19 protein-coding genes are annotated in these 17,560 nt (G+C 72.4%); 12 read left to right on the top strand and 7 right to left on the bottom strand.

What is annotated here, in order from left to right; genetic code table 11:
• Together GON04_RS08345 and GON04_RS08350 are read right to left on the bottom strand one after the other, a co-directional pair.
• Positions 1–393 carry a VOC family protein gene (locus GON04_RS08345; protein ID WP_157397452.1) on the bottom strand — a complete coding sequence of 131 codons (393 nt, stop codon included), beginning with the start codon at positions 391–393 and terminating at the stop codon, positions 1–3.
• Between the two features lie 79 nt (positions 394–472).
• Entirely contained in the window at positions 473–1,057 is a 585-nt protein-coding gene (locus GON04_RS08350; RefSeq protein WP_157397453.1) for a nucleotidyltransferase family protein, read from the bottom strand.
• A 98-nt stretch (positions 1,058–1,155) separates the two neighbouring features.
• Between GON04_RS08350 and pdxH the strand changes: the two genes are divergently transcribed.
• Together pdxH and GON04_RS08360 are read left to right on the top strand one after the other, a co-directional pair.
• Positions 1,156–1,803, top strand: coding sequence for a pyridoxamine 5'-phosphate oxidase (gene pdxH, locus GON04_RS08355; RefSeq protein WP_157397454.1), 648 nt, complete (start codon positions 1,156–1,158; stop codon positions 1,801–1,803).
• Positions 1,804–1,817: 14 nt separating this feature from the next.
• Positions 1,818–2,342 (top strand): cupredoxin domain-containing protein, encoded by a 525-nt coding sequence (locus tag GON04_RS08360; protein ID WP_181653945.1) that lies wholly within the window; start codon positions 1,818–1,820, stop codon positions 2,340–2,342.
• A 25-nt stretch (positions 2,343–2,367) separates the two neighbouring features.
• Here the strand turns inward: GON04_RS08360 and GON04_RS08365 are convergent, their stop codons facing one another.
• Both GON04_RS08365 and GON04_RS08370 read right to left on the bottom strand, forming a co-directional pair.
• Complete coding sequence (locus tag GON04_RS08365; RefSeq protein ID WP_157397456.1) at positions 2,368–3,264, bottom strand: nickel/cobalt efflux transporter; 897 nt, start codon at positions 3,262–3,264, stop codon at positions 2,368–2,370.
• On the bottom strand, positions 3,261–3,455 hold the full coding sequence (locus GON04_RS08370; RefSeq protein ID WP_157397457.1) for a heavy-metal-associated domain-containing protein: 195 nt from the start codon (positions 3,453–3,455) through the stop codon (positions 3,261–3,263). Before GON04_RS08370 ends, GON04_RS08365 begins: the two co-directional genes overlap by 4 nt.
• A 151-nt stretch (positions 3,456–3,606) precedes the next feature.
• On the opposite strand from GON04_RS08370, the gene GON04_RS08375 reads away from it, so the two are divergent.
• The 3 genes from GON04_RS08375 to GON04_RS08385 all read left to right on the top strand — a co-directional run bounded on the left by GON04_RS08375 (position 3,607) and on the right by GON04_RS08385 (position 6,738).
• A complete protein-coding gene (locus tag GON04_RS08375; protein WP_157397458.1) occupies positions 3,607–5,811 on the top strand; it encodes a heavy metal translocating P-type ATPase in 2,205 nt (734 codons plus the stop codon).
• Positions 5,808–6,236, top strand: coding sequence for a Cu(I)-responsive transcriptional regulator (gene cueR / locus GON04_RS08380; RefSeq protein WP_157397459.1), 429 nt, complete (start codon positions 5,808–5,810; stop codon positions 6,234–6,236). The genes GON04_RS08375 and cueR overlap by 4 nt, the downstream gene beginning before the upstream one ends.
• 139 nt (positions 6,237–6,375) lie before the next feature.
• The gene (locus GON04_RS08385; protein WP_157397460.1) at positions 6,376–6,738 is read left to right on the top strand and encodes a hypothetical protein; all 363 of its coding nucleotides are present in this window, start codon (positions 6,376–6,378) and stop codon (positions 6,736–6,738) included.
• 20 nt (positions 6,739–6,758) lie between these two features.
• On the opposite strand, the gene GON04_RS08390 is transcribed toward GON04_RS08385, so the two are convergent.
• The 3 genes from GON04_RS08390 to msrA all read right to left on the bottom strand — a co-directional run bounded on the left by GON04_RS08390 (position 6,759) and on the right by msrA (position 9,039).
• Positions 6,759–7,550 carry a molybdopterin-binding protein gene (locus GON04_RS08390; RefSeq protein ID WP_157397461.1) on the bottom strand — a complete coding sequence of 264 codons (792 nt, stop codon included), beginning with the start codon at positions 7,548–7,550 and terminating at the stop codon, positions 6,759–6,761.
• Positions 7,547–8,362: a cytochrome b/b6 domain-containing protein gene (locus tag GON04_RS08395; protein WP_157397462.1), complete on the bottom strand. Its 816-nt coding sequence runs from the start codon at positions 8,360–8,362 to the stop codon at positions 7,547–7,549. The genes GON04_RS08390 and GON04_RS08395 overlap by 4 nt, the downstream gene beginning before the upstream one ends.
• Before the next feature lie 137 nt (positions 8,363–8,499).
• Entirely contained in the window at positions 8,500–9,039 is a 540-nt protein-coding gene (gene msrA, locus GON04_RS08400) for a peptide-methionine (S)-S-oxide reductase MsrA (protein WP_157397463.1), read from the bottom strand.
• Between the two features lie 70 nt (positions 9,040–9,109).
• Here msrA and GON04_RS08405 point away from each other — a divergent pair, with 70 nt between their 5' ends.
• From GON04_RS08405 to GON04_RS08435, 7 genes are all read left to right on the top strand, one after another.
• A complete protein-coding gene (locus GON04_RS08405) occupies positions 9,110–9,877 on the top strand; it encodes a YdcF family protein (RefSeq protein WP_157397464.1) in 768 nt (255 codons plus the stop codon).
• A 120-nt stretch (positions 9,878–9,997) separates the two neighbouring features.
• Positions 9,998–10,693, top strand: a complete 696-nt coding sequence (locus GON04_RS08410; protein ID WP_157397465.1) for a TetR/AcrR family transcriptional regulator — start codon at positions 9,998–10,000, stop codon at positions 10,691–10,693.
• Positions 10,690–11,856: an efflux RND transporter periplasmic adaptor subunit gene (locus tag GON04_RS08415; RefSeq protein ID WP_157397466.1), complete on the top strand. Its 1,167-nt coding sequence runs from the start codon at positions 10,690–10,692 to the stop codon at positions 11,854–11,856. Before GON04_RS08410 ends, GON04_RS08415 begins: the two co-directional genes overlap by 4 nt.
• 12 nt (positions 11,857–11,868) lie before the next feature.
• A complete protein-coding gene (locus tag GON04_RS08420; protein WP_157397467.1) occupies positions 11,869–15,129 on the top strand; it encodes an efflux RND transporter permease subunit in 3,261 nt (1,086 codons plus the stop codon).
• A gap of 29 nt (positions 15,130–15,158) precedes the next feature.
• Positions 15,159–15,845, top strand: coding sequence for a protein-L-isoaspartate O-methyltransferase family protein (locus GON04_RS08425; RefSeq protein ID WP_157397468.1), 687 nt, complete (start codon positions 15,159–15,161; stop codon positions 15,843–15,845).
• 8 nt (positions 15,846–15,853) lie between these two features.
• On the top strand, positions 15,854–16,189 hold the full coding sequence (locus GON04_RS08430; protein ID WP_157397469.1) for a rhodanese-like domain-containing protein: 336 nt from the start codon (positions 15,854–15,856) through the stop codon (positions 16,187–16,189).
• A gap of 34 nt (positions 16,190–16,223) precedes the next feature.
• Positions 16,224–17,549: a TolC family outer membrane protein gene (locus GON04_RS08435; protein ID WP_157397470.1), complete on the top strand. Its 1,326-nt coding sequence runs from the start codon at positions 16,224–16,226 to the stop codon at positions 17,547–17,549.
• Positions 17,550–17,560 lie beyond the last annotated feature (11 nt).

Genomic DNA, 17,560 nt, shown 5'->3' on the forward strand with positions numbered 1-17,560 from the left:
TCAGCGCGGCGCCACGTCCCAGACGTTGGCGCCCGCCTCGAAATCCGGCCGCTGCGGATTCACCACGCAGAACCGCTGGCCGGTCGGCGCCTCCATCACCCACCAGCGCTTCACGTGGGCGATGCGCCGGGCCCCCAGTGCCTCCAGCCGGGCGACCTCCGCGTCGATGTCGTCGGTCTCGATGTCGACGTGGACCCGGCTGGGATGGTCCACCGCCTGCACGAGGACGGCCACCTCCTGCGGCGGCGTCTCGAACTGGCGGTAGGCGGCGCCGTCCGGGGTCGCCAGCGGCCGGCTGGCCCAGCCCAGGGCCTGGGACCAGAAGCGCGCGGCCGCGTCCACGTCGTCGGTCTGGCAGTCGATCACGATGGTGCCCAGTCGGCTCTTGTGCATGCAGGACTCCTGCGAGGTGGGTTGCCCGGCCCAGCATAGCGCCGGACCCGGGACGCGTGGTGGCGTCGTCCGGCCGTGGCTAGCCGGGCGCGCGGCGCGCCTGCAGCAGCTGCTCCGCCTGCGCCAGCGCGTCCACCGTGTCGATGTCGATCACCGTGCCCTGGTCGTCGACCTCGAGCCGGCGCACCGCATGCGCCTGGACGACCGGCGCGGCCCCCTGCGCCCCCGCCAGCGCCGCCAGTGCGTCGCCGCAGGCCGCCGCGAACGCGACCGGGTGGCCCTGCTGGCCCTGGTACACCGGCACCACGACCTCGGCACCGTCCGCCAGTGCCTGCGCCACCCGCAACAGGGTTCCGACGCGCACCAGCGGCAGGTCGCCCGGCAACACCAGCCAGCCAACCGCATCGCGCGTCGCGCGCACCGCCGCGGCGATCGAATCGCCCATGCCGGGATGGCCGGCGTCCTCGACATGGAATTGCAGGCCGCTGGCGCGCACGGCGTCCAGCGTGTGGTCCAGCACCGGCTTGCCGGCCAGCAGGGCCTGCAGCTTGGGCCCCTGCCCGCCGGAAGCGAGGAAGCGCTCGCCCCGGCCCGAGGCGAGCACCAGCACGACGGGGCCGGCCGGCGCGGGGCGGTCCTCGCCATTGACGTTGAGCGTTGCCATGCAGCGCCTCCTCTGCGTGGATGGGACGGGGCGCACTGTACTGCGGCAGAGTCTCCCCCGCCACCGGCGGGGTGCCACACGGGTGCAACAATCCGGGCATGAGCACGACGTCGAGCCACATCGCCGCCCTTCGCAAGAGCTACGAGAAGGCGGAGCTGAGCGAGGACCACAGCCAGGCCGATCCGCTGAAGCAGTTCGACCAGTGGCTGGGCGAGGCCATCGCGGGCGAGGTGCCCGAACCCAATGCCATGACGCTGGCCACGGTCGGCGGCGACCTGCGGCCCAGCACGCGCATCGTGCTGATCAAGGGCTACGACGAGCGCGGGCTGGTCTGGTACACCAACTACGAGAGCCGCAAGGGCCGCGACCTGGCGGGCAATCCCTACGCCGCCCTGCAGTTCCACTGGGTCGAGCTGGAACGGGTGGTGCGCATCGAGGGCCACGTCGAGAAGACCAGCGCGCCGGAGAGCGACGCCTACTTCGCCAGCCGCCCGCTCGATTCGCGCATCGGCGCCTGGGCCAGCCCGCAGAGCGAGGTGATCGCCAGCCGCTCGGTGCTGGTGACCAACGCGGCGAAGTACGGCGCCCAGTTCCTGCTGCACCCGCCGCGCCCGCCGCACTGGGGCGGCTACCGGCTGGTGCCGGACGAATGGCAGTTCTGGCAGGGCCGCAAGAGCCGCCTGCACGACCGGCTGCGCTACACCCGCGAGGGCGCGGGCTGGCTGCGCGAGCGGCTGGCGCCCTGACCCGCGAGGACGCGATGCACCAATCCACCATTGGACTGCTGGCGCTGGCACTGGCGGCCGCCGGCGCGCACGCGGCCGACACGGGCCACGCCGGACATGCAGGCCACGACCACGCCGGCCACCATGCCGGCGCCGCACAGACCGACTGGGGCCGCCCCGGCAACGCCAAGGCCGTGACGCGCACCATCGACATCACCATGACCGATGCCATGCGCTTCACGCCCGACCGGCTGGAGATCCGCCAGGGCGAGACGGTACGCCTGCGCGTGCGCAACGCCGGCAAGCTCGACCACGAACTGGTGCTGGGCACCCGGCCGGCGCTGGAGGCGCATGCCGCGCAGATGCAGCAGGCCGCCCCCATGGTCCACCACGAGGACGAGGCCGGCGTCGAGGTCAAGCCTGGCCGCCGCGGCGAGCTGGTGTGGCACTTCAACCGTGCCGGCGACTTCCACTACGCCTGCCTGCTGCCGGGGCACTACCAGGCCGGCATGATCGGCTCGCTGCGGGTCGTGCCCGCCGGCAAGGAATCCCCGCGCTGAGCGGTCGCGCCGGGGGCCTGGCCCCTCAGGCCAGCTGCAGGCCGCGCAGGCCCTCGTAGCAGACCACCAGGCCCACCACGCCGATCAGCGCCGCCGACACCAGCGGCGCGCGCTGGGCGAAGGCGCCGAACCCGCCCCAGCGCCCGGACACGCGGCGCACGCTCCAGGCGGCCAGCGCACCCGAGGCCACCAGCGTCAGGGCCAGGCCGATGCTGAAGCACAGCACCAGCGCGGCCCCCAGGGTCATCTGCTTGAGCTGGAGGCACAGCAGCAGCACGGTGATGGACGCCGGGCACGGGATCAGCCCGCCGGTCAGGCCGAACAGCACGATCTGCCCGGTGGTCACCTGGCGGCCGCTGAAGCGGCGCTGGATGTCCTCGGCATGGGCGCGCTCGTGGGCATCGGCGTAGCCGTCCCCGGCCTGATCCGGCACGGCGTCGTGGGCGTGATCGGAATGGTGGTCGTGGCCATGATCGTGGTGGCCGTCGTGGTGGTGGCCGTCGTGGTGGTGGCCGTCGTGGTGGTGGTCGTGCCCGGGTCCGTGGCCGTGGCCGTGGGCGTGGCCATGGGCGTGGTGCGCCGGCCTGCGCGGCCAGGTGCGCCACAGCATCCAGGCCGCCACCACCAGGATCAGGATGCCGGACGCCAGCTCGAAATAGGGCTCGGACGTGGTCGCGTCCCATTCGCGGCCCAGGTACAGGCCACCCAGCGCGACCGCCCACACCACGGCCGTGTGCGAGACCGTGGCCGCGAGCCCCAGCAGCACCGCCTGCCCGACGGTGCCGCGCACGGCCACGATGAAGGCCGCCATCATGGTCTTGGAGTGGCCCGGCTCCAGGCCGTGCAGCGCCCCCAGCAGGATGGCGCTGGGCACGAACAGCCAGGCATTGCCCTGCTGCAGCAGGCTGGCGAAGTCGGTCATCCGGCGGGCGTGTAGCCGGCCTCGGTCAGCGCGGCCGCGAAGCGCTCGCGCGGCTGGGCCGACTCCACCTGGGCCTCCTTGCGCGCCAGGTCGACCTCGACCCGGGCCTGGGGATCGACCTCGTGGACGGCCTCGGTCACGGCCTGGACGCAGTGGCCGCAGCTCATGGCGGGAAGCTTGAATGCATGCATGGTTCACTCCAATGGTAGTGCGCGCAGCCCTCACGGTGGGGCTTGCCACTGGGACAAGGTCAACCGCTTCCGGCCGGCAACCCTGGCCCATCCGGGGGCATCGCCGGCCACGGCTTGACCCTGCCATCATGGCAAGGTTCAGACTTGCACCATGACCACCGCCACCCTTCCCCGCTCCGCCGAGCTGGCGCCCGTGCGGCTGCAGATCGAAGGCATGACCTGCGCCTCCTGCGTCAACCGGGTCGAGAAGGCCTTGAAGAAGGTGCCCGGCGTGGCCGGGGCCGAGGTCAACCTGGCCACCGAGACGGCCGAGGTGTCGCTGGCGCAACCGGCCGCCGACCCGGCGGCACTGTCGGCGGCGGTCGCCAGGGCCGGCTACCACGCCACCGTGCTGGCCGACCCGGTCACCGCGCCGCCGGCGGCTGGCGGCGCAAGCGCATGGCCGGTGGCGCTCGCGGCCGCGCTGTCCCTGCCCTTCGTGCTGCAGATGGCCGGCATGGCGCTCGGCCGCGATGCGGCCCTGCCGGGCTGGTGGCAGTGGGCACTGGCGACACCGGTGCAGTTCTGGCTCGGGGCGCGCTTCTACCGCGCCGGCTGGGCGGCCCTGCGCGCCGGCAGCGGCAACATGGACCTGCTGGTGGCGCTGGGCACCACGGCCGGTTACGGCCTGAGCGTCTGGCTGCTGCTGGCCCACGGCGCCGGGCACGCCCACCTCTATTTCGAGGCCTCGGCGGTCGTCATCACGCTAGTGCTGCTGGGCAAGTGGCTGGAGGGCCGGGCCAAGCGCCAGGCCACCGCCGCCATCCGGGCGCTGCAGGCCCTGCGGCCCGAGACCGCGCGCGTCCAGCGCGACGGCGCCGAGGTCGACGTGCCGCTCGCGCGGCTGGCCGTCGGTGACCGCCTCGTGGTGCGGCCCGGCGAGCGCGTGCCGGCCGACGGCGTCGTCGTCGAGGGCAGCAGCCATGTCGACGAGTCGCTCATCACCGGCGAGAGCCTGCCGGTGGCGCGCCATGCCGGCGACCCCGTCACGGGCGGCGCCGTCAACGGCGAGGGCCTGCTGGTGGTGCGGGCCACCGCGCTCGGCGCCGAAAGCACGCTGGCGCGCATCGTGCGCCTGGTCGAATCGGCGCAGGCCCGCAAGGCGCCGATCCAGCGGCTGGTCGACCGCGTCAGCGCCATCTTCGTGCCGGTCGTGGTCGCGATCGCGGCGGTCGCGCTGCTCGGGTGGGGGCTGGCCACCGGGGATTGGGCCAGCGCCATCCTGCATGCGGTGGCGGTGCTGGTCATCGCCTGCCCCTGCGCGCTGGGGCTGGCGACGCCGGCGGCCATCATGGCCGGCACCGGCGTGGCGGCCCGGCGCGGCCTGCTGATCCAGGACGCCGAGGCGCTGGAGCTCGCGCACCGGGTCGACCTGGTGGCCTTCGACAAGACCGGCACGCTCACCGAGGGCAAGCCACGCCTGGTGCTGGCCGACGCCGCGGACGGCGACCGCGCCGGCCTGCTGCGCCTGGCCGCGGGATTGCAGGCCGGCAGCGAGCATCCGCTGGCGCGCGCCGTGCTCGCCGCCGCCCGCGACGAGGCGCTGGTGGCGCCACCGGCCGAAAGCGTGCAGGCGGTGGCCGGCCGTGGCGTCGCCGGCTGCGTGGACGGCCGCGAGCTGCGCCTGGGCAGTTCGCCCTGGATGGCGGAGCTGGGCGTGGCGACCGAGCCCCTGGCGGCGGCGGCGGCGCAGGCCCAGGCCGACGGCCGCACCGTGTCGTGGCTGGCCGAGGTCAGCGCCACGCCGCGGCTGCTGGGCCTGCTCGCCTTCGGCGACACGCTCAAGGCCGGCGCCCGCGACGCCATCGATGCGCTGCACGCGCAGGGCATCCGCACGGTGCTGGTCTCGGGCGACAACGCCGGCGCCGCGCGTGCCGTGGGCGGCGCGCTGGGCATCGACGAGGTGCACGCCGAGGTGCTGCCGCAGGACAAGGCCGCCCTGGTGGCGTCGCTCAAGGCCGGCGGGCACACGGTGGCCATGGTGGGCGACGGCATCAACGATGCGCCCGCGCTCGCCGCGGCCGACGTCGGCATCGCGATGTCGACCGGCACCGACGTGGCGATGCACGCGGCCGGCATCACGCTGATGCGCGGCGACCCGCGGCTGGTGGCCGACGCGCTCGACATCTCGCGGCGCACGGCGGCCAAGATCCGGCAGAACCTGTTCTGGGCCTTCGTCTACAACGTGGTCGGCATCCCGCTGGCCGCGCTGGGCTGGCTGAACCCCGTGATCGCCGGCGCCGCCATGGCCTTCAGCAGCGTCAGCGTGATCGGCAATGCGCTGCTGCTGCGGCGCTGGAAGGGAGTTGCGCGATGAGCGAGGGGCAGTTCAACATCGGCGAGGCGGCGCGCCGCTCGGGCGTGTCGGCCAAGATGGCGCGGCACTACGAATCGCTGGGCCTGCTGCCGGCGGTGCACCGCACCGAGGCCGGCTACCGCCAGTACGGCGAGCGCGAGGTGCACACGCTGCGCTTCATCCGCCGCGCGCGCGACCTCGGCTTCTCGATGGACGAGATCGGGCAGCTGCTCAAGCTGTGGCAGAACCGTCGCCGCTCCAGCGCCGAGGTGCGGCGCATCGCCAGCCGTCACGTGGACGAGCTGGCGCGCAAGCTGGCCGAGATGGAGGCGATGAAGCGCTCGCTCGAGCACCTGATCCACTGCTGCCACGGCGACGAGCGCCCGGACTGCCCCATCCTGGACGAACTGGGCACCGGCACGCACAGCCACCGCGAGCACGCCTGAGGCGGCAAGTCCCGCCGGCGGCCGGGACATGCGGCCACGCGCCGGTGCGCGGCAGCCCGACAGACGATCCCAGACCTCTCCGACATGGCCGCAGCGCGACCGGCGCTGTGATGACGGGATCGATCCCAGGAGAACGAGCATGAAGCTGTACACCGCCGCCGCCGCGTTGCTGCTGGCCGCCCCGCTGGCCATGGCGCAGTCCACCACCCCGCCACCGCAGAATGACACCATCGGCAAGAAGGCCGACCGTGCCTTCGACCGCGCCGAGGACACCACCTCCCGCACCGTCAACCCGCCGCCCGGCGAGCCCAGCCTGGGCAAGAAGGCCGGCAACGTGTTCGACCGCATGGAGGCCGGCACCAAACGGATGTGGGACAACGTCACCGGCAAGAAGGACACGACCGCGCCGGCCCGCGTCGACAACGGCCCGTCCGATTCGCACGCGATGGGCGCGCCGGCGGCCGACCCGACGGTGCCGCGCCGCGCCGACACCAGCCGCTGACCGGGCAACGGACGGCGGGCTCAGATCCCGCCGTACCAGTTGTAGCCCTGGTCTTCCCAGTAGCCGCCCAGGCCGCCGCCGATGGCGGCGAAGTTCGCCACCAGTTCGATGCGGTGCACGTACTTCGGCTGCTTGTAGCCCAGCTGCCGCTCGATGCGCGCCCGCAGCGGCGCGCCGTTGGCCACCGGCAGCGGCCGGCCATTGAGGTCCCAGGCCAGGATGGTCTGCTCGTGGAGGGCATCGTCCATGTCGATGCTCTCGTAGTAGACGCTGGCCGGATCGGCGGCCTCCATCCGGTCCAGGCAATGGAAGACGACGAACTTCGCGGTCGGCGCCGGCTGCGCCAGCCGCAGCACGTGCGACAGCCGCACGCCGGTCCACTGGCCGATGCAGCTCCAGCCCTCCACGCAGTCGTGCCGCGTGATCTGCGTGCGCGCGGGCATGGCGCGCAGCTGCTCCAGGCTCCAGGCCTGCGGCTGGCGCACCAGCCCGTCGACCTTCAGGCGCCACTTGGCGAAGCCGTCGGCCACCATTGCGGCGTAGTCCGGGCCGGGCGGCATGGTGGTGCCGTTGGGGCGGAACACCGGGGCGATGTCGGCCGGCGCGAATTCCTGCGCCATGGCACGCCGGCCCAGCAGCCGGTGGACCGACTCCGACAGCCCCTCGGCGCTGCGCAGCACCTCGACCGCCATGTCCGAGTGGCTGATCGCATCGCAGCCGGCGAGCGCGCCACCGGCGGCCAGGCCGAGGCCGGCGCGGAAGAACTGGCGCCGCTCGCGGCGCTGCTGGAAGCGGGGCACGGGCTTGTTCATCGCGGGATCCTCCAGTAACCGGTGACCATGGAGCGCAGGTTGTTCACCAGGCCGGTCACGATGACCTCGAACACGTGCACCAGCACGAACGCCACCAGCAGCAGGGCCGCGATGAAGTGCAGCGTGCGTGCCGCCTGCCGGCCTCCCAGCAGGTCGACCCAGCCGGGCGCGAAGGCGTCCATCATGGGCGACATCGCCCAGCCGCCGACCACGATGAGGGGCAGCACGACGAACACGATCGACAGGTAGGCGATGTTCTGCAGCACGTTGTAGCGGCGCGCCTCCTCGCCGTGCGGATGCCGCAGCAGCAGGTGGTCGCGCAGCGAGCGGCCGATGCCGCGCCATTCGGGCCTGGTGGGCACCAGGTCACGCCGCAGGTGGCCGCTGAACACCGTCCAGGCCACGTAGGCGACGCCGTTGGCCACGAACAGCCAGGCGAAGAAGAAGTGCCACAGGCGCGCCATCGCCAGCCACTGGGGGCCGGGGATGGTGGCCCAGGACGGGAAGGCGCGGGCGACGACGCCGCCGTCCGGGCCGCGCGAGGTGCCCAGCACGCCACTGGTGTCGAACTCGGCGCCGCCGATGCGGGTGACGCCCCGCGCCTGGCCGTCGACGTCGCGGCTGGCGATCTGCAGCACGCGGGTGCTGTCACGCGAATCGCGGCCCCAGTACAGCGCCGGGTGGGCGTTGAAGATCTGCAGCCCGGAGCCCAGCAGGATGACCAGGCACAGGACGTTGATCCAGTGCATCAGCCGCACCGGCAGGCGGTGCCGGTAGATCACGTCGGGCGGGGCGGAGGCGATGCTGTCCATGGGGACCTCCAGGGGTGGCGATGCACGTGGGTCGCGCCAGCCCGCCGGTTCTGACACACGTCCGCCCGGCGGTCAACGCCAGCCGGGCGGCCGGGCTCAGCAGCAGCAGGAGGACGAGGCGCCGGCGCTCGCGGACGTCAGGCCTTCACCAGCTCGGAAAAGGTCTTGCGGAACTTGGCGACCTTGGGCGCCGCCACCGCCAGGCAGTAGCCCTGGTACGGGTTCTTCTCGAAGAAGTCCTGGTGGTACTCCTCGGCCGGCCAGTAGTTGGACAGCGGCAGCACCTCGGTCACGATGGGCTTGCCGAACAGCTGGTCGCGCGTCATCTCCGCCAGCAGCGCCTGCGCCACTTCCTTCTGCTCGTCGGTCGTGTAGTAGATGCCGCTGCGGTACTGGGTCCCGCTGTCGTTGCCCTGCCGGTTCAGCGTGGTGGGGTCGTGGACGATGAAGAACACCTCGAGGAGCTGCCGCGTGCTGACCCGCGCCGGGTCGTAGGTGAGCTTCACCACCTCGTTGTGGCCGGTGGTGCCGGTGCACACCTGCTCGTAGCTGGGCCGCTGCGTCGTGCCATTGCTGTAGCCGGACTCGACGTCCGTCACGCCCTTGACCTTCACGTACACCGCCTCGGTGCACCAGAAACAGCCGCCGCCGAGCACCAGGGTCTGCAGATCGCTCATTGCACGCCTCCAAAGGCCGTGACTGTAGCCCCGCCCGGACGGGGCGTGGCCCCCGCTAGCATCGCCCCCCATGCCCTTCGGTGAACTGCGGCCCCTGCTGACCGCGCTGGTCCTGCCCCCCATCCTGCCGCTGCTGCTGGTGCTGCTCGGCCTGCTGCTGGCCGCCGGCCGGCGCCGCGCGCGCGGCCTGGCCCTGGCGCTGGCCGGCACCGCGCTGCTGTGGATCCTGAGCTGCCATGCGGTCGCCACCGCCCTGGCCGGCGCCCTGCTGCCGCCGGTGCGGGCGGCGCAACCGGCGCAGCTGGCCGGCGTGCAGGCCATCGTCGTGCTGGGCGGCGGCATCGTGCCGGACGCACCGGAGTACGGCGCCGCCCAGCCCAACGCCCCCACCCTCGCCCGGTTGCGCTACGGCGCCTGGCTGGCGCGCCGCAGCGGCAAGCCGCTGGCCTTCGCCGGCGGCGTCGGCTGGGGCGCCGCCGGCACCGGCTTCGCGCCGGAAGCGGAAGTGGCGGGGCGCACCCTGCGCGACGACTGGGGCGTGGCGCCGCGCTGGCTGGACGGCCGCTCGCGCGACACCGGCGAGAACGCCCGCGAGATGCGCCGCCTGCTGGCGGCCGACCAGGTGAGCCGGATCGCGCTCGTCACCGACGCCTGGCACATGCCGCGCTCGGTGCTGGAGTTCGAGCGCGCCGGCTTCACCGTGCTGCCGGCCCCGACCGGCTTCCCGGCGCCGCAGGTCCGGCCGCTGCTGGACTGGCTGCCGTCGCCGGACGGCCTGGCGCTGTCGCGGCAGGTGCTGCGGGAAGTGCTGGGGCTGGCGGTGGCCCGGCTGGGCTGAACCCGGCTTCCCTCCGGATTTCCCTTGCCCGACGCGGGCTTAGGCGCGCGATGCGGGTCTTCCGCCTTGACGCCCGAGACCCATCGAAGCTACATTACTAACCAGTCAGTCATTAATTCCATGTCCTTGTCCAAACCCATCGGCGAGCGCTCCGAACGCCCCGGCGACGACGCCGGCAGCGCCGGCAAGCGCGAGCGCCGCAAGGAGGCGCGGCCGGGCGAACTGCTCGACGCCGCCCTCGACCTGTTCGTCGAGAAAGGCTTCGCCGCCACCCGTTCCGAGGAAGTGGCCGCCCGCGCCGGCGTGTCCAAGGGCACGCTGTTCCTCTACTTCCCCAGCAAGGAAGAGCTGTTCAAGGCGGTGGTGCGCGAGAACATCTCCGGCCGCTTTGACGAGTGGAACCAGGAGTTCGAGGAGTACCAGGGCACGTCGGCCGAGATGGTGCGCTACTGCATCCAGGTCTGGTGGGACCGCATCGGCGCCACCCGCGCCAGCGGCATCACCAAACTGATGATGAGCGAGGCCCGCAACTTCCCGGAGCTGGCCGCCTTCTACCAGCAGGAGGTGATCCGGCCCGGCACCCAGCTGATCCGGCGCATCCTGCAGCGCGGGGTCGAGAGCGGCGAATTCCGCCCCAACCTGGACGTGGATTACTCGGTGTATTCGGTCATCGCGCCCATGATCTTCCTGATCATGGCCAAGCACTCGCTGGGCGCCTGCGTGCCCGAGGACTTTGCCGTCGACCCGCAGCGCTACCTGCAGGCGCAGGCCGACATGCTGGTGGCGGGCCTGTGCAACCGGGAACCCCTCCCATGACCCGGCGTCGCTGGACCTGGCTGCTGGTGGCGCTGGTGCTGGCGCTGGCGGCCGTGCAGGGACTGCGCGGCCTGCAGGCGCGCAAGGCGCAGGCGGCGGCCGCCGTTGCTGCCGCGAAGGCCGAGACGGTCGTCGAACTGGCGGCCGGCGACGTGCTCAAGGCCGCGCCGGTCGAGCTCGCGCAGGGGCTGCCGGTGTCCGGCTCGCTGCGCGCGGTCAACAGCGCCTTCGTCAAGGCCCGCATCCCCGGCGAACTGCAGGGCCTGACGGTGCGCGAGGGCGACAGCGTCAAGGCCGGCCAGGTGCTGGCCCGCATCGACCCGCTGGAGTCGCGCGCCCGCATGCGCCAGGCCGAGGAGCAGGCCGACGCCGCCAAGGCCCAGGTCGACATCGCCCAGCGCACCTACGACAACAACAAGGCCCTGGTCGACCAGGGTTTCATCTCGCGCACCGCGCTGGACACCTCGCAGGCCAGCCTGAATGCCGCCAGGTCCAGCTACCGGGCGGCGCTGGCGGCGGTGGACATGGTCCGCAAGGGACTGGACGACACCGTGCTGCAGGCCCCCATCAGCGGCGTGGTGGCGCAGCGCCTGGCGCAGCCCGGCGAACGGGTCGCGGTCGACGGCAAGGTGGTCGAGATCGTCGACCTGTCGCGGCTGGAACTGGAGGCGACCCTGGGGGCGGCCGATTCGGTGCAGCTGCGGGTCGGGCAGCAGGCCCAGCTGCAGGTCGAGGGCATGGCCCGGCCGGTGGCTGCGCGCGTGGTCCGCATCAACCCCAGCGCCCAGGCCGGCAGCCGCAGCGTGCTGGCCTACCTGGCGCTGGACGACGCAACGGGGCTGCGCCAGGGACTGTTCGCGCAGGGCCAGGTGACGACCGGGCGCGCCTCGGGCCTGGCCGTGCCGCTGGCGGCCATCCGGACCGACAAGCCCGCCCCCTACCTGCAGCTGGTCGACAACGGCCGGGTGGTGCACCGTCCGGTGGCGCCGGGCCCGCGCGGCGCGGCTGGCAACGAGACCTGGGTCGGCGTCGACGGCGTGCCGGCCGGCACGCTGGTGGTCAAGGGCCACGTGGGGCCGCTGCGCGAAGGCACGGCGGTCCGCTTCACCGGCGAGGCGGCCAGGCCGCCGGCGCCGGCCGCCTCCGGCGCCCGCGCCGGCTGACCGCGCCCCGCCATGTGGTTCACGCGCGTCAGCCTGAAGAATCCCGTCTTCGCCACCATGCTCATGCTGGCGCTGGTGGTGCTGGGCCTGTTCTCGCTGCAGCGCCTGCAGGTCGACCAGTTCCCGAACATCGACTTCCCGGTGGTGGTCGTGCAGACCGAGTACCCCGGCGCCTCGCCCGAGGTGGTGGAGAGCGAGGTCACCAAGAAGGTCGAGGAAGGCGTCAACGCCATCGCCGGCATCAACGCCCTCACCTCGCGCAGCTTCGAGGGCCAGTCGGTCGTGGTGATCGAGTTCCAGCTGCACATCGACGGCCGCAAGGCGGCCGAGGACGTGCGCGAGAAGGTGGCGGCGATCCGCCCGAACTTCCGCGACGAGGTGAAGGAGCCGCGCGTGCTGCGGTTCGACCCGGCCAGCCGCGCCATCTGGTCGCTGGCCGTGCTGCCCGATGCGCGGGCCGGCCGGCCGATGAACGCGGTCGAACTGACCAACTGGTCGGACCAGGTGCTCAAGAAGCGGCTGGAGAACGTGCGCGGCGTCGGCTCGGTCACGCTGGTGGGCGGCAGCAAGCGCGAGATCAACCTCTACCTCAACCCGCAGGCGATGGAGGCGCTGGGCGTCACCGCCGAGCAGGTGGTGACGGCGGTGCGCAACGAGAACCAGGACGTGCCGGTCGGCGCGATCCGCTCGCTGGCGCAGGACCGGGTGGTGCAGATCGACGCCCGCATGCGGCGGCCGGAGGACTTCGGCCAGATCATCGTCGCGCGCAGGGGCTCGGGCGCCGGTGCCAGTGCCCCGGTGCGGCTCGACCAGGTGGCCCGGGTGTCCGACGGCGCGCAGGAGATCGACAGCCTGGCCCTGTACAACGGCCAGCGCACCCTGCTGCTGTCGGTGCAGAAGGCGCAGGACGAGAACACCATCGCCGTCATCGACGGCCTGAAGCGGACGCTGGGGGAGATGCAGGCCCAGCTGCCGCCGGGCGTGCGGCTGGAGCCGGTGCAGGACAGCTCGCGGCCGATCCGGGTGGCGGTGGACAACGTGCGCCGCACCCTGATCGAGGGCGCCCTGCTCACCGTGCTGATCGTGTTCCTGTTCCTGAACTCGTGGCGCTCGACCGTCATCACCGGCCTGACCCTGCCGATCGCGCTGATCGGCACCTTCCTGTTCATGCACATGTTCGGCTTCACGGTGAACATGGTCACGCTGATGGCGCTGTCGCTGTGCGTGGGCCTGCTGATCGACGACGCCATCGTGGTGCGCGAGAACATCGTGCGCCACGTGCAGATGGGCAAGGGCCCCTACCAGGCCTCTCTGGACGGCACCCAGGAGATCGGCCTGGCGGTGCTGGCCACCACCACCTCCATCGTCGCCGTGTTCCTGCCGATCGGCTTCATGGGCGGCATCATCGGCAAGTTCTTCCACGAGTTCGGCATCACCATCGTGGCCGCGGTGCTGATCTCGATGTTCGTCAGCTTCACGCTCGACCCGATGCTGTCGTCGGTCTGGCACGACCCCGAGATCGCCGCCCATGGTGGCCCGCGCGGCCGTTCGGTGTACGACCGCACCATCGGCCGCGTCACCGGCTGGTTCGACCGCGCCACCGAACGCCTCGCCGAGGCCTACCAGTCGCTGCTGCGCTGGTCGCTGGCGCACAAGCTGGCCACCCTGGCGGCGGCCGCTGCGATCTTCGCCACCAGCGTGGCGCTGGTGCCGCTGCTGGGCACCGAGTTCGTGCCCAAGGCCGACTATTCCGAGACCACGGTCAGCTTCTACACCCCGGTGGGCTCGTCGCTGGAGGTCACCGAAGGCAAGGCGCGCCAGGTCGAGGCCATCCTGCGCGAGCTGCCCGAGGTGCGCTACACGCTGTCGACCATCAACACCGGCACGGCGGTCGGCAAGATCTACGCCTCGATCTACGTGCGCCTGGTCGACCGCAAGGAGCGCACGCGCAGCGTCGACCAGTTGTCGGCCGTGCTGCGCGAGCGGCTGGCGCGGGTGGCCGGCATCACCGTCACCCATGTCGGCCTGGTCGATTCGGTCGGCGGCAACAAGCAGGTCGAGTTCTCGCTGCAGGGCCCCGACCTGCGCGAGCTGGAGCGGCTGGCGCGGCTGGTGATGGAGCGGGCGCGTCCCATCCCGGGCCTGGTCGACCTCGACTCCAGCGTCAAGCCCGACAAGCCCACGGTCGACGTGCAGGTGCGGCGCGACGCCGCCTCCGACCTGGGCCTGTCGGTCGGCCAGATCGGCGCCGCGCTGCGCACGCTGGTGGCCGGCCAGGTGGTGGGCAACTGGCGCGCCCCCGACGACCAGACCTACGACGTCAACGTGCGGCTGGCGCCCGATGCCCGCATGGCCCCGCAGCAGCTGGAGCGGGTGCCGTTCGCGGTCGGCAGCAACGCCGACGGCATGCCGCGTATCGTGCGCCTGAACCAGGTGGCGACCGTGCGCGAGGGCACCGGCCCCAACCAGATCAACCGCCGCGACCTGGCGCGCGAGGTGGCGATCACCGCCAACACCCAGGGCCGCTCGGTCGGCGAGGTGTCGGCCGAGATCCGGCAGGCGCTGGACGGCATCGCCTTCCCGCCCGGCTACCGCCACCAGTTCAGCGGCTCGACCAAGAACATGGCCGAGTCGTTCGGCTACGCCGTCTCGGCGCTGGCGATGGCGGTGATCTTCATCTACATGATCCTGGCCAGCCAGTTCCGGAGCTTCCTGCAGCCGCTGGCCCTCATGACGTCGCTGCCGCTGACGCTGATCGGCGTGGTGCTGGCGCTGATGCTGTTCGGCTCCACCCTGTCGATGTTCTCCATCATCGGCATCGTGATGCTCATGGGCCTGGTGACCAAGAACGCCATTTTGCTGATCGACTTCGCGATCCGCGCGCGCGAGCCGTCGGTCGATGCCGACGGCCGCCGCGTCGACGGCCTGGACCGGGCCCAGGCGCTGCTGCTGGCGGCCCGGGTGCGGCTGCGCCCCATCCTGATGACGACGCTGGCCATGGTGTTCGGCATGGTGCCGCTGGCGTTCGCGCTGACCGAGGGCTCCGAGCAGCGCGCGCCCATGGGCCAGGCGGTGATCGGCGGCGTCATCACCTCCTCGCTCCTCACGCTGGTGGTGGTGCCGGTGGTCTATTGCTACCTGGACGACCTGGCGGCGTGGCTGCGGCGCCGGGGGCGCCCGGCCGGCGGCGCCGCGGCGCCCGTCACGGCGGCCGGCGGCGGCCCGGCCGCCGCGGTGCCGGCTTCTAGAATCGACCGTTCACCGCACCCCTGAGTGCCCCGTCCACCCTTCCCGTCCGCACCATGAGCACGCCTTCCACCGACCAACTCCGCTTCAACATGATCGAGCAGCAGATCCGCCCCTGGGACGTGCTCGATCCGAGGGTGCTCGAGCTGCTGGCCACCATCCGGCGCGAGGAGTTCGTGCCGCCGGCGCACCGCGCCCTGGCCTTCGTCGACATGGAAACGCCGCTGCGCGGCCATCCCGAGGAGGCGGTCCGCCTGGGCCAGATCATGCTGGCGCCCAAGGTCGAGGCCCGCCTGGTGCAGGAAGTGAGCCCGCGCCCGCACGAGAAGGTGCTGGAGGTGGGCGCTGGCTCCGGCCACATGGCCGCCCTGCTGGCCGGCCTCGCCCAGCGCGTGATCACGCTGGAGATCGAGCCCGAGCTGGCCCGCATGGCGCGCGACAACCTGCAGCGCGCCGGCGTGCGCAACGCCGAAGTGCGCGAGGCCGACGGCGCCCGCGGCCTGGCGGCCGAGGGCCCGTTCGACGTCATCGTGCTGTCCGGATCGGTCGCCGAGGTGCCGTCGGAGCTGCTGCAGCAGCTGAAAGTGGGCGGGCGGCTGGCGGCCATCGTGGGCGCCGAGCCGATGATGCGGGGCACCCTCATCACCCGCACCGGCGAGGGCAGCTTCACCACCGCGCAGCGCTGGGACACCGTCGCCCCGCGCCTGCTGCACTTCCCCGCGCCCTCGCGCTTCCAGTTCTGACCCGCGGGATGATCGACCAGATCCGCCCCGAGGGCGTCGACGACTGGCTGGCTGCCCAGGGCGGCAACGGGGTGGTGCTCGATGTGCGCGAGCCGGCCGAACTGCGCGCCGCCAGCATCACGCCGGCCGGCTTCGAACTGGTGGCGATCCCGATGATGGAGATTCCGGCCCGCCTGCAGGAGCTCGATCCCGACCGGCCGGTGGCCTGTCTGTGCCACCACGGCGCCCGCAGCATGCGGGTGGCGATGTTCCTGGCCAACAACGGCTTCTCGAAGGTCGCAAATATCGCCGGCGGCATTGACGCCTGGTCGATCGGGCGCGATCCGGCCGTACCGCGTTACTGAAATTACAAACGAGATCAGCAAGGACGGACGACGAATGACTCCCTCGCGGCTTCTCCCCCTGGCTGCGGCCCTGGCCACGATGCTCGCCTGCGCCCCGGCGGGCGCACAGAGCCTGCAGCAGCTGTACGAATCCGCGCGGGCCAACGACGCCCCCTGGCAGTCCGCGAGGGCGCAGTACGACGCCAACCTGTTCCGGGCCGACCAGGCCACGGCCGGCATCCTGCCGACGGCCAACCTGTCGGCCAGCGCCACCCGCTCCGCGCTGGACATCAACGTTCCCGTGGCCGACCGCACCTTCGGCACCCAGAGCGCCCTCCTGTCGGCCTCGCAGCCGCTGTACCGGCCGGCCAACTGGGCCACCTACAAGCAGGGACGGCTGCAGGTCGACCTGGCGCAGGCGCAGCTGACGGCCGCCTCGCAGGACCTGATCATCCGCCTCAGCCAGGCCTACTTCGACGTGCTGGCGGCGCAGGACACGCTGTCCGTGGTGCGGGCGCAGAAGGCTGCGGTCGCCGAGCAGCTCGCCTCGGCCAAGCGCAACTTCGAGGTCGGCACCTCCACCATCACCGACACCCGCGAAGCCCAGGCCCGCTACGACCTGACGCTGTCGCAGGAGATCGCCGCCGAGAACGACCTGCGCGTCAAGCGGCTGGCGCTGGACGTGGTGGTGGGCGGCAGGGACACGCAGCCGCTGCCGCTGGCCCTGCCGATGGAGGTGCCGGCGCCCGAGCCGGCCAATCCGGAAGCCTGGGTCGAGCAGGCCGAGAACGCCAACCCCGGCATCCTGCAGGCCCGCACCACCGTCGACATCGCCACGCTGGAGACCGAGAAGGCGCGCGCCGGCCACAAGCCCACCGTCGACCTCACGGCCAGCTACGGCAACCAGCGCAACGTCGACGGCACCCTCACCACCGCCATCAGCAACCGCGTCAACACCGGCACGGCGGGCGTGACCTTCAACCTGCCGCTGTTCGCCGGTTTCGCCACCCAGAACCGGCTGCGCGAGACCCTCGCGCTGGAGGAGCGGGCCCGCTCCGACCTCGAGAACGCGCGCCGCACGGCCGCCCAGGCCACCCGGGCCGCCTACTTCGGCGTGGTGTCCGGCCAGGGCCAGGTCAAGGCGCTGGAGGCAGCCGAGGCCTCCAGCCAGAGTTCGCTGGACGCCAACCGCCTGGGCTACCAGGTCGGCGTGCGCATCAACATCGACGTGCTGAACGCCCAGACCCAGCTGTACCAGACCAAGCGCGACCTGGCGCTGGCCCGCTACAACGTCATCCTCGGCCACCTGAAGCTGCGCCAGGCCAACGGCACGCTGCAGGCGTCCGACCTCGACCGGCTGGCCATCCTGATCACCAAGTAGGCGCCCCCCGG

Origin of the sequence: Ramlibacter pinisoli (genome assembly GCF_009758015.1) — a bacterium.
GTDB classification, from domain to species: domain Bacteria; phylum Pseudomonadota; class Gammaproteobacteria; order Burkholderiales; family Burkholderiaceae_C; genus Ramlibacter; species Ramlibacter pinisoli.